At 68.7% G+C, this 15,495-nt stretch carries 12 protein-coding genes, 1 tRNA gene and 1 pseudogene; 6 read left to right on the top strand and 8 right to left on the bottom strand.

Translation table 11 applies throughout. The annotated features are described in order from the left end of the window. Positions 1 to 18 precede the first annotated feature (18 nt). Both O3597_RS07180 and O3597_RS07175 read right to left on the bottom strand, forming a co-directional pair. A complete protein-coding gene (locus O3597_RS07180; protein ID WP_281603583.1) occupies positions 19 to 837 on the bottom strand; it encodes a hypothetical protein in 819 nt (272 codons plus the stop codon). 9 nt (positions 838 to 846) lie between these two features. Continuing rightward, positions 847 to 2,763, bottom strand: a complete 1,917-nt coding sequence (locus tag O3597_RS07175; RefSeq protein ID WP_281603582.1) for an AAA domain-containing protein — start codon at positions 2,761 to 2,763, stop codon at positions 847 to 849. Between the two features lie 324 nt (positions 2,764 to 3,087). Here O3597_RS07175 and O3597_RS07170 point away from each other — a divergent pair, with 324 nt between their 5' ends. Together O3597_RS07170 and O3597_RS07165 are read left to right on the top strand one after the other, a co-directional pair. Beyond that, entirely contained in the window at positions 3,088 to 3,924 is an 837-nt protein-coding gene (locus O3597_RS07170; RefSeq protein ID WP_281603581.1) for an IS5 family transposase, read from the top strand. Continuing rightward, entirely contained in the window at positions 3,921 to 4,328 is a 408-nt protein-coding gene (locus O3597_RS07165; protein ID WP_164446304.1) for a hypothetical protein, read from the top strand. The genes O3597_RS07170 and O3597_RS07165 overlap by 4 nt, the downstream gene beginning before the upstream one ends. Here the strand turns inward: O3597_RS07165 and O3597_RS07160 are convergent. From O3597_RS07160 to O3597_RS07140, 5 genes are all read right to left on the bottom strand, one after another. Next, on the bottom strand, positions 4,325 to 5,740 hold the full coding sequence (locus O3597_RS07160; protein WP_281603580.1) for an AAA domain-containing protein: 1,416 nt from the start codon (positions 5,738 to 5,740) through the stop codon (positions 4,325 to 4,327). The two genes, O3597_RS07165 and O3597_RS07160, sit on opposite strands and share 4 nt — an antisense overlap. Beyond that, positions 5,737 to 6,654 carry a hypothetical protein gene (locus tag O3597_RS07155; protein WP_281603579.1) on the bottom strand — a complete coding sequence of 306 codons (918 nt, stop codon included), beginning with the start codon at positions 6,652 to 6,654 and terminating at the stop codon, positions 5,737 to 5,739. Before O3597_RS07155 ends, O3597_RS07160 begins: the two co-directional genes overlap by 4 nt. Before the next feature lie 320 nt (positions 6,655 to 6,974). Next, positions 6,975 to 8,021 (bottom strand): site-specific integrase, encoded by a 1,047-nt coding sequence (locus tag O3597_RS07150; RefSeq protein WP_281603578.1) that lies wholly within the window; start codon positions 8,019 to 8,021, stop codon positions 6,975 to 6,977. After that, on the bottom strand, positions 8,011 to 8,496 hold the full coding sequence (locus O3597_RS07145; protein WP_281603577.1) for a hypothetical protein: 486 nt from the start codon (positions 8,494 to 8,496) through the stop codon (positions 8,011 to 8,013). The genes O3597_RS07150 and O3597_RS07145 overlap by 11 nt, the downstream gene beginning before the upstream one ends. A gap of 225 nt (positions 8,497 to 8,721) precedes the next feature. Beyond that, positions 8,722 to 8,808, bottom strand: a tRNA-Leu gene (locus O3597_RS07140). 203 nt (positions 8,809 to 9,011) lie between these two features. On the opposite strand from O3597_RS07140, the pseudogene O3597_RS07135 reads away from it, so the two are divergent. Further along, positions 9,012 to 9,449 (top strand): annotated as a pseudogene (locus tag O3597_RS07135) (tetratricopeptide repeat protein); the annotation flags it as partial. A 716-nt stretch (positions 9,450 to 10,165) separates the two neighbouring features. Here the strand turns inward: O3597_RS07135 and O3597_RS07130 are convergent. Further along, the gene (locus O3597_RS07130; protein WP_164447949.1) at positions 10,166 to 10,507 is read right to left on the bottom strand and encodes a hypothetical protein; all 342 of its coding nucleotides are present in this window, start codon (positions 10,505 to 10,507) and stop codon (positions 10,166 to 10,168) included. 706 nt (positions 10,508 to 11,213) lie between these two features. On the opposite strand from O3597_RS07130, the gene O3597_RS07125 reads away from it, so the two are divergent. The 3 genes from O3597_RS07125 to O3597_RS07115 all read left to right on the top strand — a co-directional run bounded on the left by O3597_RS07125 (position 11,214) and on the right by O3597_RS07115 (position 15,482). Next, positions 11,214 to 11,645, top strand: coding sequence for a fibronectin type III domain-containing protein (locus O3597_RS07125; RefSeq protein WP_164448378.1), 432 nt, complete (start codon positions 11,214 to 11,216; stop codon positions 11,643 to 11,645). A 197-nt stretch (positions 11,646 to 11,842) separates the two neighbouring features. Further along, on the top strand, positions 11,843 to 14,461 hold the full coding sequence (locus O3597_RS07120) for a fibronectin type III domain-containing protein (RefSeq protein ID WP_281603576.1): 2,619 nt from the start codon (positions 11,843 to 11,845) through the stop codon (positions 14,459 to 14,461). Between the two features lie 25 nt (positions 14,462 to 14,486). Continuing rightward, positions 14,487 to 15,482, top strand: a complete 996-nt coding sequence (locus O3597_RS07115; protein WP_164448153.1) for a MoxR family ATPase — start codon at positions 14,487 to 14,489, stop codon at positions 15,480 to 15,482. The last annotated feature ends 13 nt before the right edge of the window (positions 15,483 to 15,495 follow it).

Raw genomic sequence — 15,495 nt, 5'->3', positions numbered from 1 at the left:
CAATCTACACCCCCGCTGTCACCTTGCGGTGGCCGCCAGGTCGTTAAGGGCTGCGTTGATCACAGGCCAGCACATGCTGACCGTGTCGCGGTCCGGGGCGTGGCCGATTCTTACTTGGGCGTTGGGATGCACGAGGTTACGGTACTCGCGGAGTTTTCCAGCGAAGCCGCGGACGTCGGCTTGTATCCACTTTTCTCGGTGGGCGGTCTCGATCAGCTCATGCAGGGTCCACTTGTCGAGGGGTTTTTCAGCATTGGGCATGCGGGCCTTGACGGCGTCCAGAAGAACGCCTTCCAGGAGGCTGCCGAGCATGATGATCGCACTTGCGTAGGCACCGTTGCGGTCGCAGATGCGTGCCTCGTTGAGTCGGCTTTCAAGGACGACGGCGAGGTCGGCGTCGCGGACGATGTCTGCCATGGCCACGTGGAGCATGACGTCTGGTGACTGTTGCTCCTGGTCCTCTGGCTGCTTGTAGGGGCGAATGACGGGTCGCCCCTGGCTGTGCGCGATTTCGAAGCCTTCGATGACGAGGATGCTGTTGAGCAGGTTGGTGACCTCGGCGGCGGCGAGGGGCTCGTTGCGATGAACATACTCACGTCGGTCCGCGAGGCGGCAGACGAGCGCGTCGACGGCTCCGGGTATGTTTCGACGTTGAAGGAGCTGGTTGGTGAGCCAGCTTCGGCGCTGGTCGCTGTTGTATGGCGGAACGTTTTCCCAGCCGGCTTGTTGGAGAAGCTTGGGCAGTTCAGCCCCACGGCGGTACACGGGGTAGTCGTCGCCGCCGCAGGCGATTCGGGCGATCTCGTCGAGGGTGTTGTCGTCGATTCCTTCGAGCATGCGGGTCTCCTAGAGGTCGTCTTCGTCGTCGGATAGCGGTGTGGGTCTCCAATGTGGCTGCTGGCGGGGTGCTGCGGGCAGTGAACGAGGTTCGATGCCTCGTTGCTGTAGTTGCTGCCAGAGTGGTTCGAGGGCGGCGGGCGGGTCTCGCAGGTACTCGCTGTCTCGGATGCGGATGAACTGCCAGCCGGCTCGGCGTAGTTCCCGCTCGCGGTGTAGATCCTGCTGGGTCTGCTCAGGTTTTCGGCTCCGCGACGGTGTGTCGCACTCGACGGCAAGCCGGCCGTTGTCGCCGACGACAACAAGGTCGATGGCACGGTGGTCGACGGGGTAGTGCGGGACTACGGCGTAGCCGCGGCGGCGCAGCTCCAGGAAGACGCGTTGCTGTAGCAGGCAGGAGAACGACTCATTACGGGTGTCTGGGGTGACGTCGTCGAGTTCGGGATCGACCGTGAGGGTCGCTGGCGGGTGGAGCATGTAGGTCAGCAGCGAGTGGCGGAGGTCGGTGGGGTTGAGACTGGCCGGGGATACCGACGTGAACAGCCAGAGTTGATCGCGGGCGCGACTGGCAGCAACGTTGTACCGGCGCTGCTCGGTGCGGCCGGTGAGGGCCTTCTTGGCCTCGGTGACGACCATGGACAGCAGGATGATGTCGCGTTCGTCGCCTTGGAAGTCGGGCGGTTGACCAACTCGAATCTCTCGTTGGCGTATGTCCGCCGGGTCGATGAGCTCGTAGAGCAGCTTTTCAAGGACTTGTGCCTGTTTGCCGCTCTGCAGCGCGATGATGCCGATGGTCTTGTTGCGATACGCCGGGTCGCCGATGATCTTCTGAACGTGGTCGATGATAGCGTTGGCTTCGTCGAGATTGCGCAGGGTTGCCCTGCGCCCCTCCTCCACGGCCTCGTCGACGTGCACGACTCTGAGGGGGTCAAGGCGGTCGGCCCCGAACTGGCGGAGAGGGATGAGTCTGTTGTCGTAGAACTGCGCGGAGGACCATCCGATGATCTCGGGCATGCATCGGAAGTGTTCGGATAGCCGAACGACGTCGGAAAAACGGGAGGCGAGAAGTTCGTAGAGGTTGGAGCTTGGGAGGAACCCGTTGCGGAGGTTGAGTGGCATGTCGGCGAGGTGCCGATCCAGGCTCTCTTGGACGGCCTCAGAATCGTTGTTGCGATAGTTGACGCCGGGTGCGCATTGCTTTTCGTCGCCGACAACGATGACTCGTGGTGCCAGCCACAGGAGGAAGAGGTTGTCGACGCTGGCTTGGCTCGCTTCATCGACGATGACGACGTCGAAGGCGTTCGGTTGTGGCGGGATGGTGTCGGTCACGGCCGACAGTGGCATGACCCAGGCGGGCACGGCCTGCTGGGCGTGCTTCATCGCCTCGAACGCTGCGGTGAGGTACCGGTCCTTGTTCCTGCCCTGCCCACGGCCGTAGGCACCCATGTTGGTCTTGTAGGACTGTAGGGCCTGGCGCTGCCGCTCGGTCATACGTTCCAGGCAGTGCTGCAGAGCCTGTTTGCCGGCCAGCTCCGTCGTGACGCTGTTGAGCTCCATTTCAACGTCGTCGACTTGCTGCTCGTGGATTTGCTCGGTCTCTGTCGGGCGGATGATCTGGTGGTAGGCGGCTGCGGTGCCCCAGGCCCATGCCGCTTCGATGTCGTTGAGGCGCTGTCCCCAAGTTGGATCGTCACAGTTCTCGCTGATGTGGCTGGCGAGGGTCGGGTGGGCGGCAGAAAGCCTTTGGAACAGTTGTTCGCAGCGTTGGAAGGAGTCCTTGTCGTTCCTCGCGAGATCAAGCTGTTGGCGTGCTGCGGCGTATCGGTCGATGTCGCCGCGGTCGAGGGCGGCGCTGAGGTCGGCGACTTCAGGGGCGATGTCTGGGTTCCGGCACCATGTCTGCAGCGTGTTGGTGAGCGCAGTCATGGCTTCAGATGCTTGTCGTGCTCTGGTGATGGTGGTGCGGTTATGGCCGACGCGGACGAGGAGGTCCCAGTCTTCTGGGTTGCGGACTGCAAAGCGGATACCGTGACTGCGTAGCAGGCGCTCGACAGTGTCCCGGGCTGCGGCGAGCGTACGTAGGGCTGAGGCGTTGTGTGAGAGGGCGGTCCGCAGTAACTTGATCTGGTCTAATGCATTGCGTCCGGTTGGCGGCCTTCCGGCGGGTTCGCTGTTGTTACAGCACCAGGTCGATCTATGGGATGTGAGTCTTGGTCGTGACTGTGAGGCGGCTGCGGCGTTAGCCCGATCATGGGTGATCGAAAGCCGTACCCGAGCGATGTCAGCGACGAGCAGTGGGAGCTGATCGGGCCGTTCCTACAGGCGTGGAAGACCAAGCGCGTCGCGGTCTCGGTGTCGGGCCAGCCAGGCGACTACGACCTGCGGGAGATCGTGAACGCGATCTTCTACCAGAACCGGACGGGCTGTCAGTGGGCGTACCTGCCGCACGACCTGCCGCCGAAGTCGGCCACCTACTACTACTTCGCCCTGTGGCGTGACGACGGCACTGACCAGGTGATCCACGATCTGCTGCGCTGCCAGGCCAGGGAGAAGGCCGGTCGTCAGGAGGATCCGAGCGCGGTCGTGTTGGACACCCAGTCGATCAGGGCGGCGAACCACATTCCGGCCGCGACGACCGGCAAGGACGCGGCCAAGAAGGTGTCCGGGCGTAAGCGGGGCCTGGCAGTGGACGCGTTGGGGCTGGTCATCGCGGTCGTGGTCACCGCAGCGTCGGTCACCGACAACACCATCGGCATCCGGCTGCTCGACAAAGTCGTCGCACACACCCCGACGGTGAGCCGCGCCTTCGTCGACGCCGGGTTCAAACAGGACCTCGCCCTGCACGGCGCCGTCCTCGGGGTCGACGTCGAGGTCGTCAAACGCTCCGACACCCGGCCCGGGTTCGTGCCGATCCGTAAGCGGTGGATCGTCGAGCAGGTCAACGGCACGCTGATGCTGCACCGCCGCCTCGTGCGCGAGTACGAGAGCCGCCCAGAGTCCTCGGTGTCACGAACCCTGTGGGCGTCGACGGCGAACATCGTGCGGCGGCTGACCGGGACCAGCACACCCTCCTGGCGGCACCGGTGAACCTTCCCACCGTCCTCGACCTGATCACCGACCGGGAGACCACCGCACGCCAACGCGCCGACCGGCTCCGCGAGCAGATCACCGCACTGACCGGCGAACTCGCCCGCCTCGACGGCGAACTGGCCGACCTCGCGACCACCCGCACCACCCTGCGCACTCTCGCCGCCGACGAGTTCACCGCCGACGACCCGACGATCGCCAGCGGGCCCTACCAGCAGATCCTGCACATCCTTGGCACCGCGCCCGCCGGCATGCGCGCCAAAGGCATCTGCCTCGCCCTCGGCGTCGAACCCTCACCGAAGAACGTCGAAGGCACCCGCGCCAAGCTGAAACGCATGGTCAACCGCCACGTCCTCACCGAAGACGAACCCGGAGTATTCACCCTCAGCCAGAAACGGACCTAACACTCCGAACCGCCCTCTGAGATGTCGTGGAGATGCGCCACTCGACGGCGGAGCGGCCCGTAAAGGGTCGGGACTCCGACTTGAGCCCAGGCTTCCAATGCGGTGGTGACGGCTGCTTCTGCCTGGAGGAAGGTGGACAGCGCGGTCAATTCTGAGACGGTGGCGGGCGGGGCGCCGTCAACTGTGCATTGTTGCAGCAGATCGGTGGCGTTGAGTTGCGCACGTGCGGGCAGGTAACGGCGTAGACGCCGGCCACCGGCCAGGTGTTTGCGCAGACGCTTGGCTTGGCCGGCGAGTCGGCTGAGGTGGGCTGCGGTCAGGGGTGTGGCACCCAGGTCGATGTCGCACTCGTTGAGCGCTGTCAGGGCGCGTACGTGGGGCTCCACATCCCGCAGTTCGGCGAATAGCGCCTCCCAGTAGGCGGGGCTTTGTCGGGCCAGGAGTGCTTCGGCGGCACGGCGACGCCAGTCTGCGGGGTCCCAGTCGGTGACGGTGTCGGGCAGGCCGCAGGCCGCTAGAGCATCGGTGGCAACCCCGACGTGCCGTTGGATCTCGGTGAGGGCGGGATCGTCGAGGGTGGCGAGTGACCACGCAGTGGTGATGTGGTCGGCGCCGAGGATCTGTTCGGCGTGAGCGATAGTGGCGAGCGTGTCGGCGACGTCGTGGCCGCGCGGGACCTGGCCGGAGTCGGGGATGAGTTGCTGGGCTCGTGCGGCACGTTGTGGTGTGGCAGAGGTGAGAAGCTGCCATAGCTGCTGGGCCTGGTCGTTCGACAGGGGCGGGTCGCCGGAAGTGCCGGCGGGTAGGGGCTCAATCCAGTCGTACTGGTCCCGGCCGGCGTTGAGTTTTTCGACGATCTGCGCCAGCGTGCCGCCGTAGCCATCGGCGATCCGCGGGTGCGTCGTGTACTCCTGTTCGCGGATCACGCTCAGATCTGCGATGGCCTGATCGAGCCGAGTTTTGAGATCTGCGCGCTGTTTTCGAAGTTGGGTGATGTCCTTGCGAAGCTCGTCGGCGGTGAACGTGGAGGACATCTCCGAAAGGGCGGTGATGCTCCGGTCGAGTTCGTCTGTGCCGGTCCGTTGCATGCCGGTCATCAGGACGCACAGCTGTCTGACCGACTCGGGTAGCTTTTCGCGGAGTACGCGCAGCGCTTGATCCTTCTGGCTGGTGATGAGCAGCCTCTGGCCGTCGGCGAGCAGCGCGCAGATGAGGTTGGCGATCGTGTGCGTTTTGCCCGTTCCTGGTGGGCCCTGCACGACGACGGTGGTGTCGTCGCTGAGCTTGGCCAGCACCCTGCGCTGCTCTCGATTACTGGCAAGAGGGAACAGCGGGTCGTCGATGTTGACCGGGCGCTCACGGTCTGTGCCCCCGAGCCAGTTCTGGCGTTGTGATGTCTCGATCGGGGTCACCAGTTGTGCCAATCCGATGGGGTGGGAGCGTCTGCACCCTCAAGGCTGTCGGCGATGGTGCGGTAGACCCGCTCCAGCCCTTTGCGGTCCCGGCGGCGCAGGAATAGAGCTGGGGCGAGGGTCAGCCGGGTCGTGTCTGCCTCATCGAGGAGCGGTGGCTCCCACTGATCGTCGCCAAGCAGGAGGGCTTGGTCCCAGCAACGGCGCCGCCAGAGCTGCAGAAGGCGCACCACCTCCGGAGAAAAGGGGTGCAACTGGGCTTCGGTGTCGAACCAGGGCGCTTCGAAACGTTTGGCGCGGTACCCCTCGTGAGACGTCAGGAAGTCCTGGTCCTCAATCTTCATCCGCTGGTCGAGGGACAAGGCGACCTGCAAGCTGTCCGTGGCCGGATCCTCAATGATCGTCGCATTCCAAATCAGGAGGTGCCTGCGAATAGCCCAACGGCCTTCGTTGCTGGAGGTTAATAGACCGACACCAAGCACAAGCTCCTCGGCATCGCCGCGTTGCTGTGACTGTCGCCGAAGTCGCTCCAAGTGGGTGTAGGTCGCACGCTCCTCCCTCATGTTGCGCTCGCGTTCGGCCCACTTCGTCCACACGGTGAGCCATGCCTCGTATGCCCGTTGCTCAGAATCGGATAGTGCTGGGGTGGTGGCCGAAGACTGCTGGTCAGGTCCCGTGAGCTGGGGTGGCGGTCCGTCAGCGTTGCCGTATTCCGTGGTGTCGAGCAGGTCCCGCAGCTCTGTCGAGGGTAGGGGTGGTTCAGGTGGTGGAGGGTACGCGACCTGCATGACGACTGGTCCGCGAGAAGTTGCCTTCTCTTCAGGCGGCCTACGGAACCAGTAGGTGTTGGAGTCATCGATGGCATCGCGCTCCGGCCGCTCGCTGTTTCTGACCTGCGCGAGCAGGTGTGCCACGAGGCCTTGGGTCAGTCGTCTGACGGTAGGACTTGTCGGGGACACGGGGTCCGGCACTACGCCTCCTCGGGCTCGCCCAGCCCAACAGGATGCGTGTAGGCAACTACAGAGCGCAACTGTCTGCCGGAAGAACGACACCTACGGCCACCATGAGGTATAGAGCCCATCCTCTGAGCATCCTAGGAGGACGTGAGAGTCCGATGAGGCCGCTGCTGCCCCTCCGCTTCAGCACCTCGACCGAAGCCTGTCGCCTGGTACGGCGGGATGCCTGCGGACCGCTCCCCCACCTGCCACACCGCCGCCATCGAGATGGTGGTCGTTCAATGACGGGCGGTCGCCGGCCATGCGTCGAAAGTTGCTTTCGTCGTAGCGAGTGGGTGTGGGTGGCCGGTCATGGCGGCCAGTGCGGTGGCGACGGCTTGTAGGTCGGCTTTGATGTAGGTGGTGGTGGCTGGGCCGGTGGAGTCGGTGTGTCCGGCGTAGGCGCGGGCGATGCCGTAGCCGTAGTGGCGCTCGACCCAGGTCAGGGTGGTGTGGCGTAGCCAGTGGGTGGAAATGCCCTGGGCGGCCACCCACGGCAACTGTTCGCCGATGCGTTTCCACAGGTGATCGTAGCGGCGGCTGGTGATCGGCCGACCATTGCGGTAACGCAACAGCCGGTCACTGGGCAACACCGCGCCACGGATGCGGGCATGGTCGTCGAGGTGAGCGGCCAGGTCGAGCGTGATCGGCTGCCAACGCAGGGTAGCGCCCTTCTCGGTCAACCGCACCAGCCCGCGGCCGGTGTCCAGATCGGCCAGTCGCAGCCCGAGGGCGCCACCACGGCGGCAGGCGGTCTCGGTGTGCAGACGCAGCAGCAGGGCGTCAAGGATGACATCGTTGCCGCTGGTACGAGCGGCGAGGTTGATCTCCTCCAGTTCGTCGGGGGTCAGGGCGCGGCGGGTGCTCGGGAGTCGGCGGGGCTTGACCACCCGATGGGCGGGGCTGGCAGCGGCGTCGATGAGCCCGTCGGCGATAGCCCTGTTGTAGATGGCGCGGGCGGCGGCGATCACGAGCTCGCCGGCGTGACGACCGCTGCGGCTGTTACGCCGTGACCGGGCGGTCGCTGCGGCCTGTCGCTGCAGGGCCTCGATGTCGCTGGCCGCGACCGCATCCAAGGGACGGTCGCCCCACACAGCGGCCATCCGGTTCCAGTAGGTGCCATACGTACGGCGGGTGCCCGGCCCGGCTGCGGCGACGACCTGGGGCAGGTACTCGGCCAGCGTCGGCGGGCCCGGACCGGGCTCGGCCTGCAGATCGGCGAGGGTGACACCCAGATGGGCCAGCAACTGCCGCGCAGCAGCGACACGAGCGGGATCAGCCGACACGACGACCACCGATCACCTGGGTGTGAAGGTCGGCCAGCAGCCGCGCGACGCTCCTGGCCGAATGGATCACCAGCAGATCATGGGAGACGAGGGCGGCGAGCAGCAGCGGCTGCCTCGGCACGATCGCGCACATCTGCCGAACGCTGGCCGGTAACGGTAGCTCCCCTCGGCTGCCCACCGCGTGTTGTCCGGATGGCGCTGACGCGATCACCAGCATTCCCCGCTGTGGGTAGATGTCGATACGGTGGCCCGGCGACCAGCGCAACGCCCCCATAAGGCCGCGTTCGGTCACCCGACCGGACCGGTCCGGACGCGCCATACCGATCAAGACCTCGTCCGGCAAGGCGGCCGCTGGTGAACGCGGTGCGGGCAGCGCCGGAATCGGCGCCGAACCGGGGCGCGGTCTATCGGGAAGCGGGATCGGAATGAGCACGCCGATGAGTCGCTCGCAGTCGCGGCGGCGGGTTGGTGTCATGACCGGCCCAACCGCAGAAGCGCCGCAACGCGCCGACGCCGATGTACGACCCGCCGATGCCCACGATCACGCGGTATCGCAGGTATGCGGGGCAGTCTCGCCGAGCATCTCCGCGTCGAGCAGCTCGCGCAGGTCGACCCGACCGAGCATCTCGCCGAGCAGGGCCCAGTCAGATACCAGTGCGGATTCGATTCTGGCTCACGCCTGGTGGAACTCCGCCAAAACTGGTGTCCGAGGGGGGACTTGAACCCCCACGCCCTATACGGGCACTAGCACCTCAAGCTAGCGCGTCTGCCATTCCGCCACCCGGACCTACCTGTCCAGCCTACCGTGTCGGCCTCGGTGATCCCATCACCGAGAGGCCGCCCGGTGGGCTGCACGGGGAGTTACTGTACACGCCCCAGATGGATCATGCACATCGGCATCGGGCGTATCTGGGCTGTCATGGCACGGGGGTCGCGGCAGGCCGTCGCCCGGGTAGCGTCGAGGTGCCCGTACCCGGCAGCATGGGCCCCGTGCCCCATGCTTCTCCCCTGGCCGTCGCTCAGCAACGGGCCCTCGCGCTGCGTGGTGCGGGTAACCTCGCCGCCGCCCGTGACCTGCTGATCGAGGCGGTCGAGTCCACTCGGCCGCCGTTCAGCAAGGATCATCCGGACGTGCTCAGCACCGCTCACCTGCTGGCCAGGTTGTATCGGGAGGCGGACGATCCGAGCGCGGCCCGGCGGGTGTTGGAGGAGGCGTTCGCCGCCGGGGAGCGTCGCTGGCCGCATGCCGATCCACTGATGCTGGCGTTGGCCTTCGAGCTGGGGTCCGTCGCGGACGAGTTGGGCAACCGCCACGAGGCGCGCCGGAACTACACCCGGGTGGCCGCCGCCGGCCCCGCCGTGCTCGGCGCCGACCACCCGGCGGTACGCATCGCACGGGAGTATCTCGGCGATGCCGCTCCCGCCCCGCAGCCCGTGGTCCTTCCTGCTCCCCATCCTGGCCCGGCTGGCCGGTCGGCTCGGGGGGCTCTGGATCAACCTACGGTGTCCCTGGCCGCACTCTCCACGCTGTGGCAGCCGCACGACGCCTCGGCTGCGGCACCGCCGCGTTCGGCCTCAGCTTCGGTGTCCGCGCCGGCCATCGATCATTCTGTTTCCGGCGGCCCTGGAGTGGCGGCCGCCTCTCACTCCCCCGGCTCACCAGAGGGTTCCGTCGTACCGCCGCCACCGGTCATTCCGTTGGCATCGCCGACCTCGGCCGAGCCGATCCCACCACAGATCCCGCCACCGCCCACGGTGCCACCAACTGCGGTGCCACAGATCCCGCCACCGGCCGCGGTACCACCGGCAGTGGTACCGCAGCTCCCGCGTCAGAATCCCACAGCCACGTCGCCTGACCCTCGGATACCGCCGCCGTCCATTCCACCGCGGGTTGCGTCCCCGCCCGCGGTGCCTCCGCCGCCAGTGGTCCCGCAGGCGCGGACCTCCTTTGAAGATCAGTCAGCCCGCCCGGTCGACCAGGTCCGGTCGGCTGCGGTGCCACCCGCGCCGATGGTGCCCCCAGTCCCGTCTGTCGCCGTGGCCGGGCCCGACGGCACGGTGCCGGCCCCGTCGTCGCCCGCTGCGCCGCCCACCGGGACGGCGCTCACGACGCCGGGCCCGCCGTCAAGTGGCGCGGCTCCTCGTCAGCGGGTGGAGGACGACGAGCAGACGGGCGTGCTGCGTTCCTGGCCAGCCGCCGACGGGTCGACGTCGGCGCGGAGCGGGGCCGCCTCGACCGGGCATCCCGAGTGGGCCCGGCCCACGATCCGCGTCCAGCAGATCGGGCCACTGCTGGACGAGGAAGCGGCCCGGGCCGGCGATCCGCCCGTACCGCCGGAACCGGCAGCTGGTGTGCCCTCGCCGGTCAGCGCGTCGCCGGCCTGGTCGTCGGTGGTCACTGGACCGTCGGCCGACGGGCAGCCGGTCAGTGCTCCACCCGCCTCGGCCTGGTCGGTCAGCGCGCCACCGGTGCTGGGCCAGCCCACCGAGGCACCCCGGAGCCAGATTCATCCGGTCAGCGCACCACCGGTCAGCGCACCACCCGTCAGCGGACCGACGAGCGGGCCACCAGGCTGGGCACCACCCGTCAGCGGACCACCGAGCTGGGCACCACCACCGACGAGCGCACCACCCGTCAGCGGACCACCCGTCAGCGCGCCGCTGGGTCCGTCCGTGCCCGCGCACGGCGCCTCACCGGTCAGCCCGACGGCCGGCCCGCACGAGATGACCGCACCACTGCCGCAACCCGGCCCGACCAGCGGACCGCCGGGTTACCCGGCGACCACCGGGGCGGCCGGCTACCCATCGCCTACCAGCGGACCGTCCGGGTATGCACCGCCGACCAGCGGAGCACCCACCGACGGACCGGCTGACTACCCACCGACCAGCGGAGCAGCGGTCAGCGGATCGGCCGGCCACCCGCCGACAAGCGGAGCTTCCCACCCTGCACCTGCGCCGTACCAGCCGGTCAGCGGTGCGTCGTACGGCCAGACCGGCGGACCCGGCCCGCACGGGCCGGGGGTTGGCGCGCCGCAGCACGGTCCTGGGGCCCAGCCGCACGGCCCAGCGGCCTATCCGCAGCCCGGCGGTCACGGTGCGCCGCCGCCCTATCCGGGGCCGGCCGCGCCGGCCTGGAGTCGGTCCGGTTCGCAGTTTCCGGGGGTCGCCGCGCCGTACCAGGGACCGTTGGCGATGCCGAGCGGGGAGCCGACGCCGGGTCGCAACCGGGTGGCGATCGTGGTGGCGGTGGTGGCGGTCCTGGTGGCCCTGGCCGCCGTGATCGGGGTGGGTCTGCTGGTCCTGGACCGGCGGGCCGCACCGTCGACGGAACCGGCGACGCCGTCGCTCGGCGCGGTCGGCCCGCCGCCGGGGAACCTGACGATGCGCGACGACACCACGACGATCACGTTGACCTGGACGGATCCGTCGGACGGGCTGGTGCCGTTCATGGTGGCCGGCGGGCGGACCGGGCAGTCGCTGGGGATGATGGCCACGGTGGACCCGGGTCGAACCAGCTACACGGTCAACGGGTTGAGCACCCGGGTGAACTACTGCTTCGCGGTGCTCGCCGTCTACGACACCGACCAGTTCGCCACCTCCGACCAGGTGTGCACGTCACGGTAGACCGTTCCGACCGGCTGGCCGGTCCCGTTCGGACGATCGTGGCGGGACACGCCGACGACACGCCACGCTGGGTGTCCACAGGCGGACGGTGCGGGTTCCCGGCGTCCGTAGCGTGACCATATGATGGCTCCCGGCTCAGGGGAGGGGTCGCCGGACGGGGGCGCCACCTGCCGAGACGACACGGGAGGCTGCCGGCTGTGGCGAGCATCGACGAGGCCGTTGCGCCCCGGACCCCACGATCCCGGTCCCGGGTACGCGGTGGTCTGGTCACCGTGGGTACGGTGCTGGCGTTGCTGGCGGCGATGGGGCTGACCGTGCTCGGTCTGGGTTCGGCGGACAACGCGGTGGCCAACTACGACGCGAGTTCGTGGTTGTGGAGCGCCGCGCGCGGCGAGTTGGCGCGGGTCAACGGGGTCACCGCGCGGGTGGACACCCGGATGGAGGTGCCGGCGGCGCGGCGGCATCCGATGCAGGTGACGCAGACCGACCGGCTGCTGGTGCTGCGGGATCTGAACACCGGTCAGATCAGCGCGTTGGACCTGGCGACGTTGCAGATCACCGCGACCACGCCGACCACCCCGGGGCTCGGGGTGAGTGTGGCGTTGCACGAGGACGCGGCGTTCGTGGTGGACGCGGTCCAGGGTGTGGTGCGGCAGTTGGATCCGCGTTCGCTGGCCCCGGTGGGCGAGCCGGTGCGCTATCCGCCGGGGATCACCGGTGGCGCGTTCGACGGCGAGGGCCGGCTGTGGGTGGCGGTGCCGGCGGAGGGCACGGTCTCGGCGATCACCCCGGCGGTGCTGCCGTCCGAGGCGGCGGACTCGCCGGTGGGTTCGCCGCGGGTGCAGACGTACGACGTGGCGGAGGCGAGCCATGAGTTGGTGGTCTCCACGTTGGACGACGGGGTGGCGGTGCTGGACCGTACGGCCGGGGCGTTGGTGACGGTCGTGGCCGGTACGACCCGGCGGACGGCGTTGGCGTCGACGTTGACCGGGCCCGGCATCCTGCCGGTGCGTACCAGCGGGCCGGTGGTGCCGGTGACGGTGCCGGGGCAGCGGCAGGTGCACGCGATCGGCGACGGTGGCGAGGTGCGGTCGTTCACGGTGCCGGGCGACGGTGACCGGCTCGGTCCGGCGGTGGCCTGGGCTGGGCGGTTCTACTGCGCGGACGAGGCGGCGGGCACGGTGTACGCGTTCGACGCGACGGGCCAGCTGACCGACACGATCCGGGGCCGCTGGGGCGGCCCGCTGGAGTTGGAGGTGCGGGAGAACTACCTGTTCATCAACGCGCCGGAGGCGGCGACCGCGCGGGTGGTCGACGACTCGCACCAGGTGCGGGAGGTCGACAAGTACGCCAACGACGTGCTCGGTGGTGATCCGCCGCCGGAGCCCCCGCCGCCGCCGCCGCCGCCGAAGAAGCCTCAGGTGAGCAAGCCGGGAGCGCCGCGTAACGTCACGGCGGCGGCCGGCGACGCGCGGGCCAGGGTGAGTTGGCGGCCGGCGGCGGCCAACGGTGCCGAGATCATCCGGTACGTGGTGGAGGGCGCCGGGCAGCGGTTGGAGGTGGGCGCGAACCAGCGGTCGGTGGAGGTCACCGAGCTGACGAACGGTGAGACGTACCGCTTCTCGGTGCACGCGGTGAACGCGAAGGGCGCGGGTCCGGCCCGGAGCAGCAACCCGGTGACGCCGACCGCGGAGGTGCCGGACGCACCGACCGAGGTGACCGCCCAGGCGCGGGCGGACGGCACGGTGGTGGTGAGCTGGCCGGAGGCGAACGGTCAGGGCAACACGATCGCCCGGTACGCGGTGTCGGCGACCTCGGCGGGCACGAACGCGCCGGTGGGTGAGGCGACCGGCACCGAGCTGGTGGTGAAGGCCGGTGAGCTGGAGTACGGCACGCAGTACGCGTTCACCGTCGTCTCGGTCAACGACAAGGGCGCGGCGTCGCAGGCGTCGCCGGTGAGCAACACGGTGGTGCCGTTCACGGTTCCCGGTGAGCCGTTGGAGTTGCGGGCGGGCACGGTGGCCGACCAGCCGGGGACGGTGGCGGTGCAGTGGTCGCCGGCGGTGGCCAACGGCCGGCCGGTGACCGGGTACGTGGTCGAGGTGGGTGACAAGCGCAGCGAGGTCACCGACACCCGGGCTACCGTGGGCGGGCTCGGCGACGGGCAGAACGTGACGGTGCGGGTCCGGGCGGTCAACGAGGCCGGCGAGGGCGCGCAGGCGACGACGACGGCGCGTACGGTGGCGGCGCCCCGGGTGACGGTGACCGGTTCGTCGGCGACCGCGACGGCGGCGACGGTGACGTTCACCGTGGACGCTGGCGGCGGTCAGGCCAGTTGTACGCTGTCCCGGTCGGGTCAGCCGGCGAAGAGTGGCCCATGTTCGAGCATCACGATGAGCGGGTTGGCCCCCGGCACCAGCTACACGTTCACGGTGACGGCGACCAACGCCGCCGGCAGCGGCACCGCCACCAGAGGGCAGCAGACCGACGCCCTATTCGGTGTCGCCAGCTGCGAGAACGGTCCCGACGGCGACCAGCGCACCTACTGTGACCGGGACCGCGACGGCCGCAACGGCAACGAGATCTTCTCGGTACCCCGGCAGGACAACGACCGCCAGGAGGGCTGGGCGAAGCCGGGCACCCGGCTGAAGGCGTACTGCAAGGTGCGGGGCACGAACATCGACTCCTGGATCTACAACGACAACAAGCAGAGCACCTGGTGGGTGCAGGTCGAGTACGGCGGACGGAACTACATCCCGTGGGCCTGGCTCAACCTGGAGGGCGGGGACGACATCAACGTCCTGCCCACCTGCTGATTCACCCCAGGCGAGGAGCACCACCGTGAACAGCCAGGAACCGCTCACCCAGCAGGAGGTGCAGGGCTTCGCCGCCCTGGCCGCCCGGCTGGCCGAGAACGTGAACACGGTGGTGCTCGGCAAACCGCAGGTGGTGCGGCTGGCGTTCACCGCGTTGTTCGCCCAGGGGCACGTGCTGCTGGAGGACGTGCCCGGGGTGGGCAAGACGACGCTGGCCCGGGCGATCGCGGCGACGGTGAAGGGGCAATGGCGGCGGATCCAGTTCACGCCGGACCTGCTGCCCTCCGACGTGTCCGGGGTGACCATCTTCAACCAGGCCACCCGGGGCTTCGAGTTCCACCCTGGCCCGGTCTTCGCCAACATCGTCATCGCCGACGAGATCAACCGGGCGTCGCCGAAGACGCAGTCGGCGCTGCTGGAGGTGATGGAGGAGCGGACGGTCACCGTCGACGGGGTGCGGCATCCGGTGCCGCAGCCGTTCCTGGTGGTGGCCACCCAGAACCCGGTGGAGATGGACGGCACGTACCGGCTGCCCGAGGCGCAACTGGACCGGTTCCTGGTGAAGTTGTCGGTGGGGTATCCGGACGAGTCGGTGGAGGTGGAGGTGCTGCGCGGGGCGACGGTCCGCTCCCCCGAGGCGCTCGCGGCGGTGACCGACACCGCCACCGTCGGCGAGATGGTCCGGATGGCCCGGCGGGTGCACATCGCCGAGCCGCTGTACGCGTACGCGGTGCGGCTGGCGGCGGCGACCCGCACCCATCCGCAGGTCCGCGTCGGGGTCAGTCCACGTGGGGTAATCGCGTTGACCCGGGCGGCGTGCGCGTACGCGTTGATCGACGGGCGGGGCTGGATCATGCCGGAGGACTTGAAGACCCTCACCGAGCCGGTCTTCGCGCACCGGCTGCTGCTCACTCCGGACGCCCAGGTGCGCGGGGTGACCGCCGCGGACGTGTTGCGGCAGGCGGTCGCCTCGGTGCCGGTGCCGCTGCCGTCGGGCCAGCCGGCCCCGGCGCACCCCTGACCGGCGAGCCTGT

Source organism: Verrucosispora sp. WMMA2044 (assembly GCF_027497155.1).
Taxonomy (GTDB): Bacteria; Actinomycetota; Actinomycetes; order Mycobacteriales; family Micromonosporaceae; genus Micromonospora; species Micromonospora palythoicola.
The sequence above is the reverse complement of the archived record's forward strand: the minus strand, read 5'-3'. Positions and strand labels throughout refer to the sequence as shown.

Bases quoted from the DNA above. Each gene is read 5' to 3' on its own strand.
- O3597_RS07180 (WP_281603583.1), bottom strand. From the start codon at position 837: ATGCTCGAAGGAATCGACGACAACACCCTCGACGAGATCGCCCGAATC.
- O3597_RS07175 (WP_281603582.1), bottom strand. From the start codon at position 2,763: ATGACTGCGCTCACCAACACGCTGCAGACATGGTGCCGGAACCCAGAC.
- O3597_RS07170 (WP_281603581.1), top strand. From the start codon at position 3,088: ATGGGTGATCGAAAGCCGTACCCGAGCGATGTCAGCGACGAGCAGTGG.
- O3597_RS07145 (WP_281603577.1), bottom strand. From the start codon at position 8,496: ATGACACCAACCCGCCGCCGCGACTGCGAGCGACTCATCGGCGTGCTC.
- O3597_RS07125 (WP_164448378.1), top strand. From the start codon at position 11,214: ATGCCGAGCGGGGAGCCGACGCCGGGTCGCAACCGGGTGGCGATCGTG.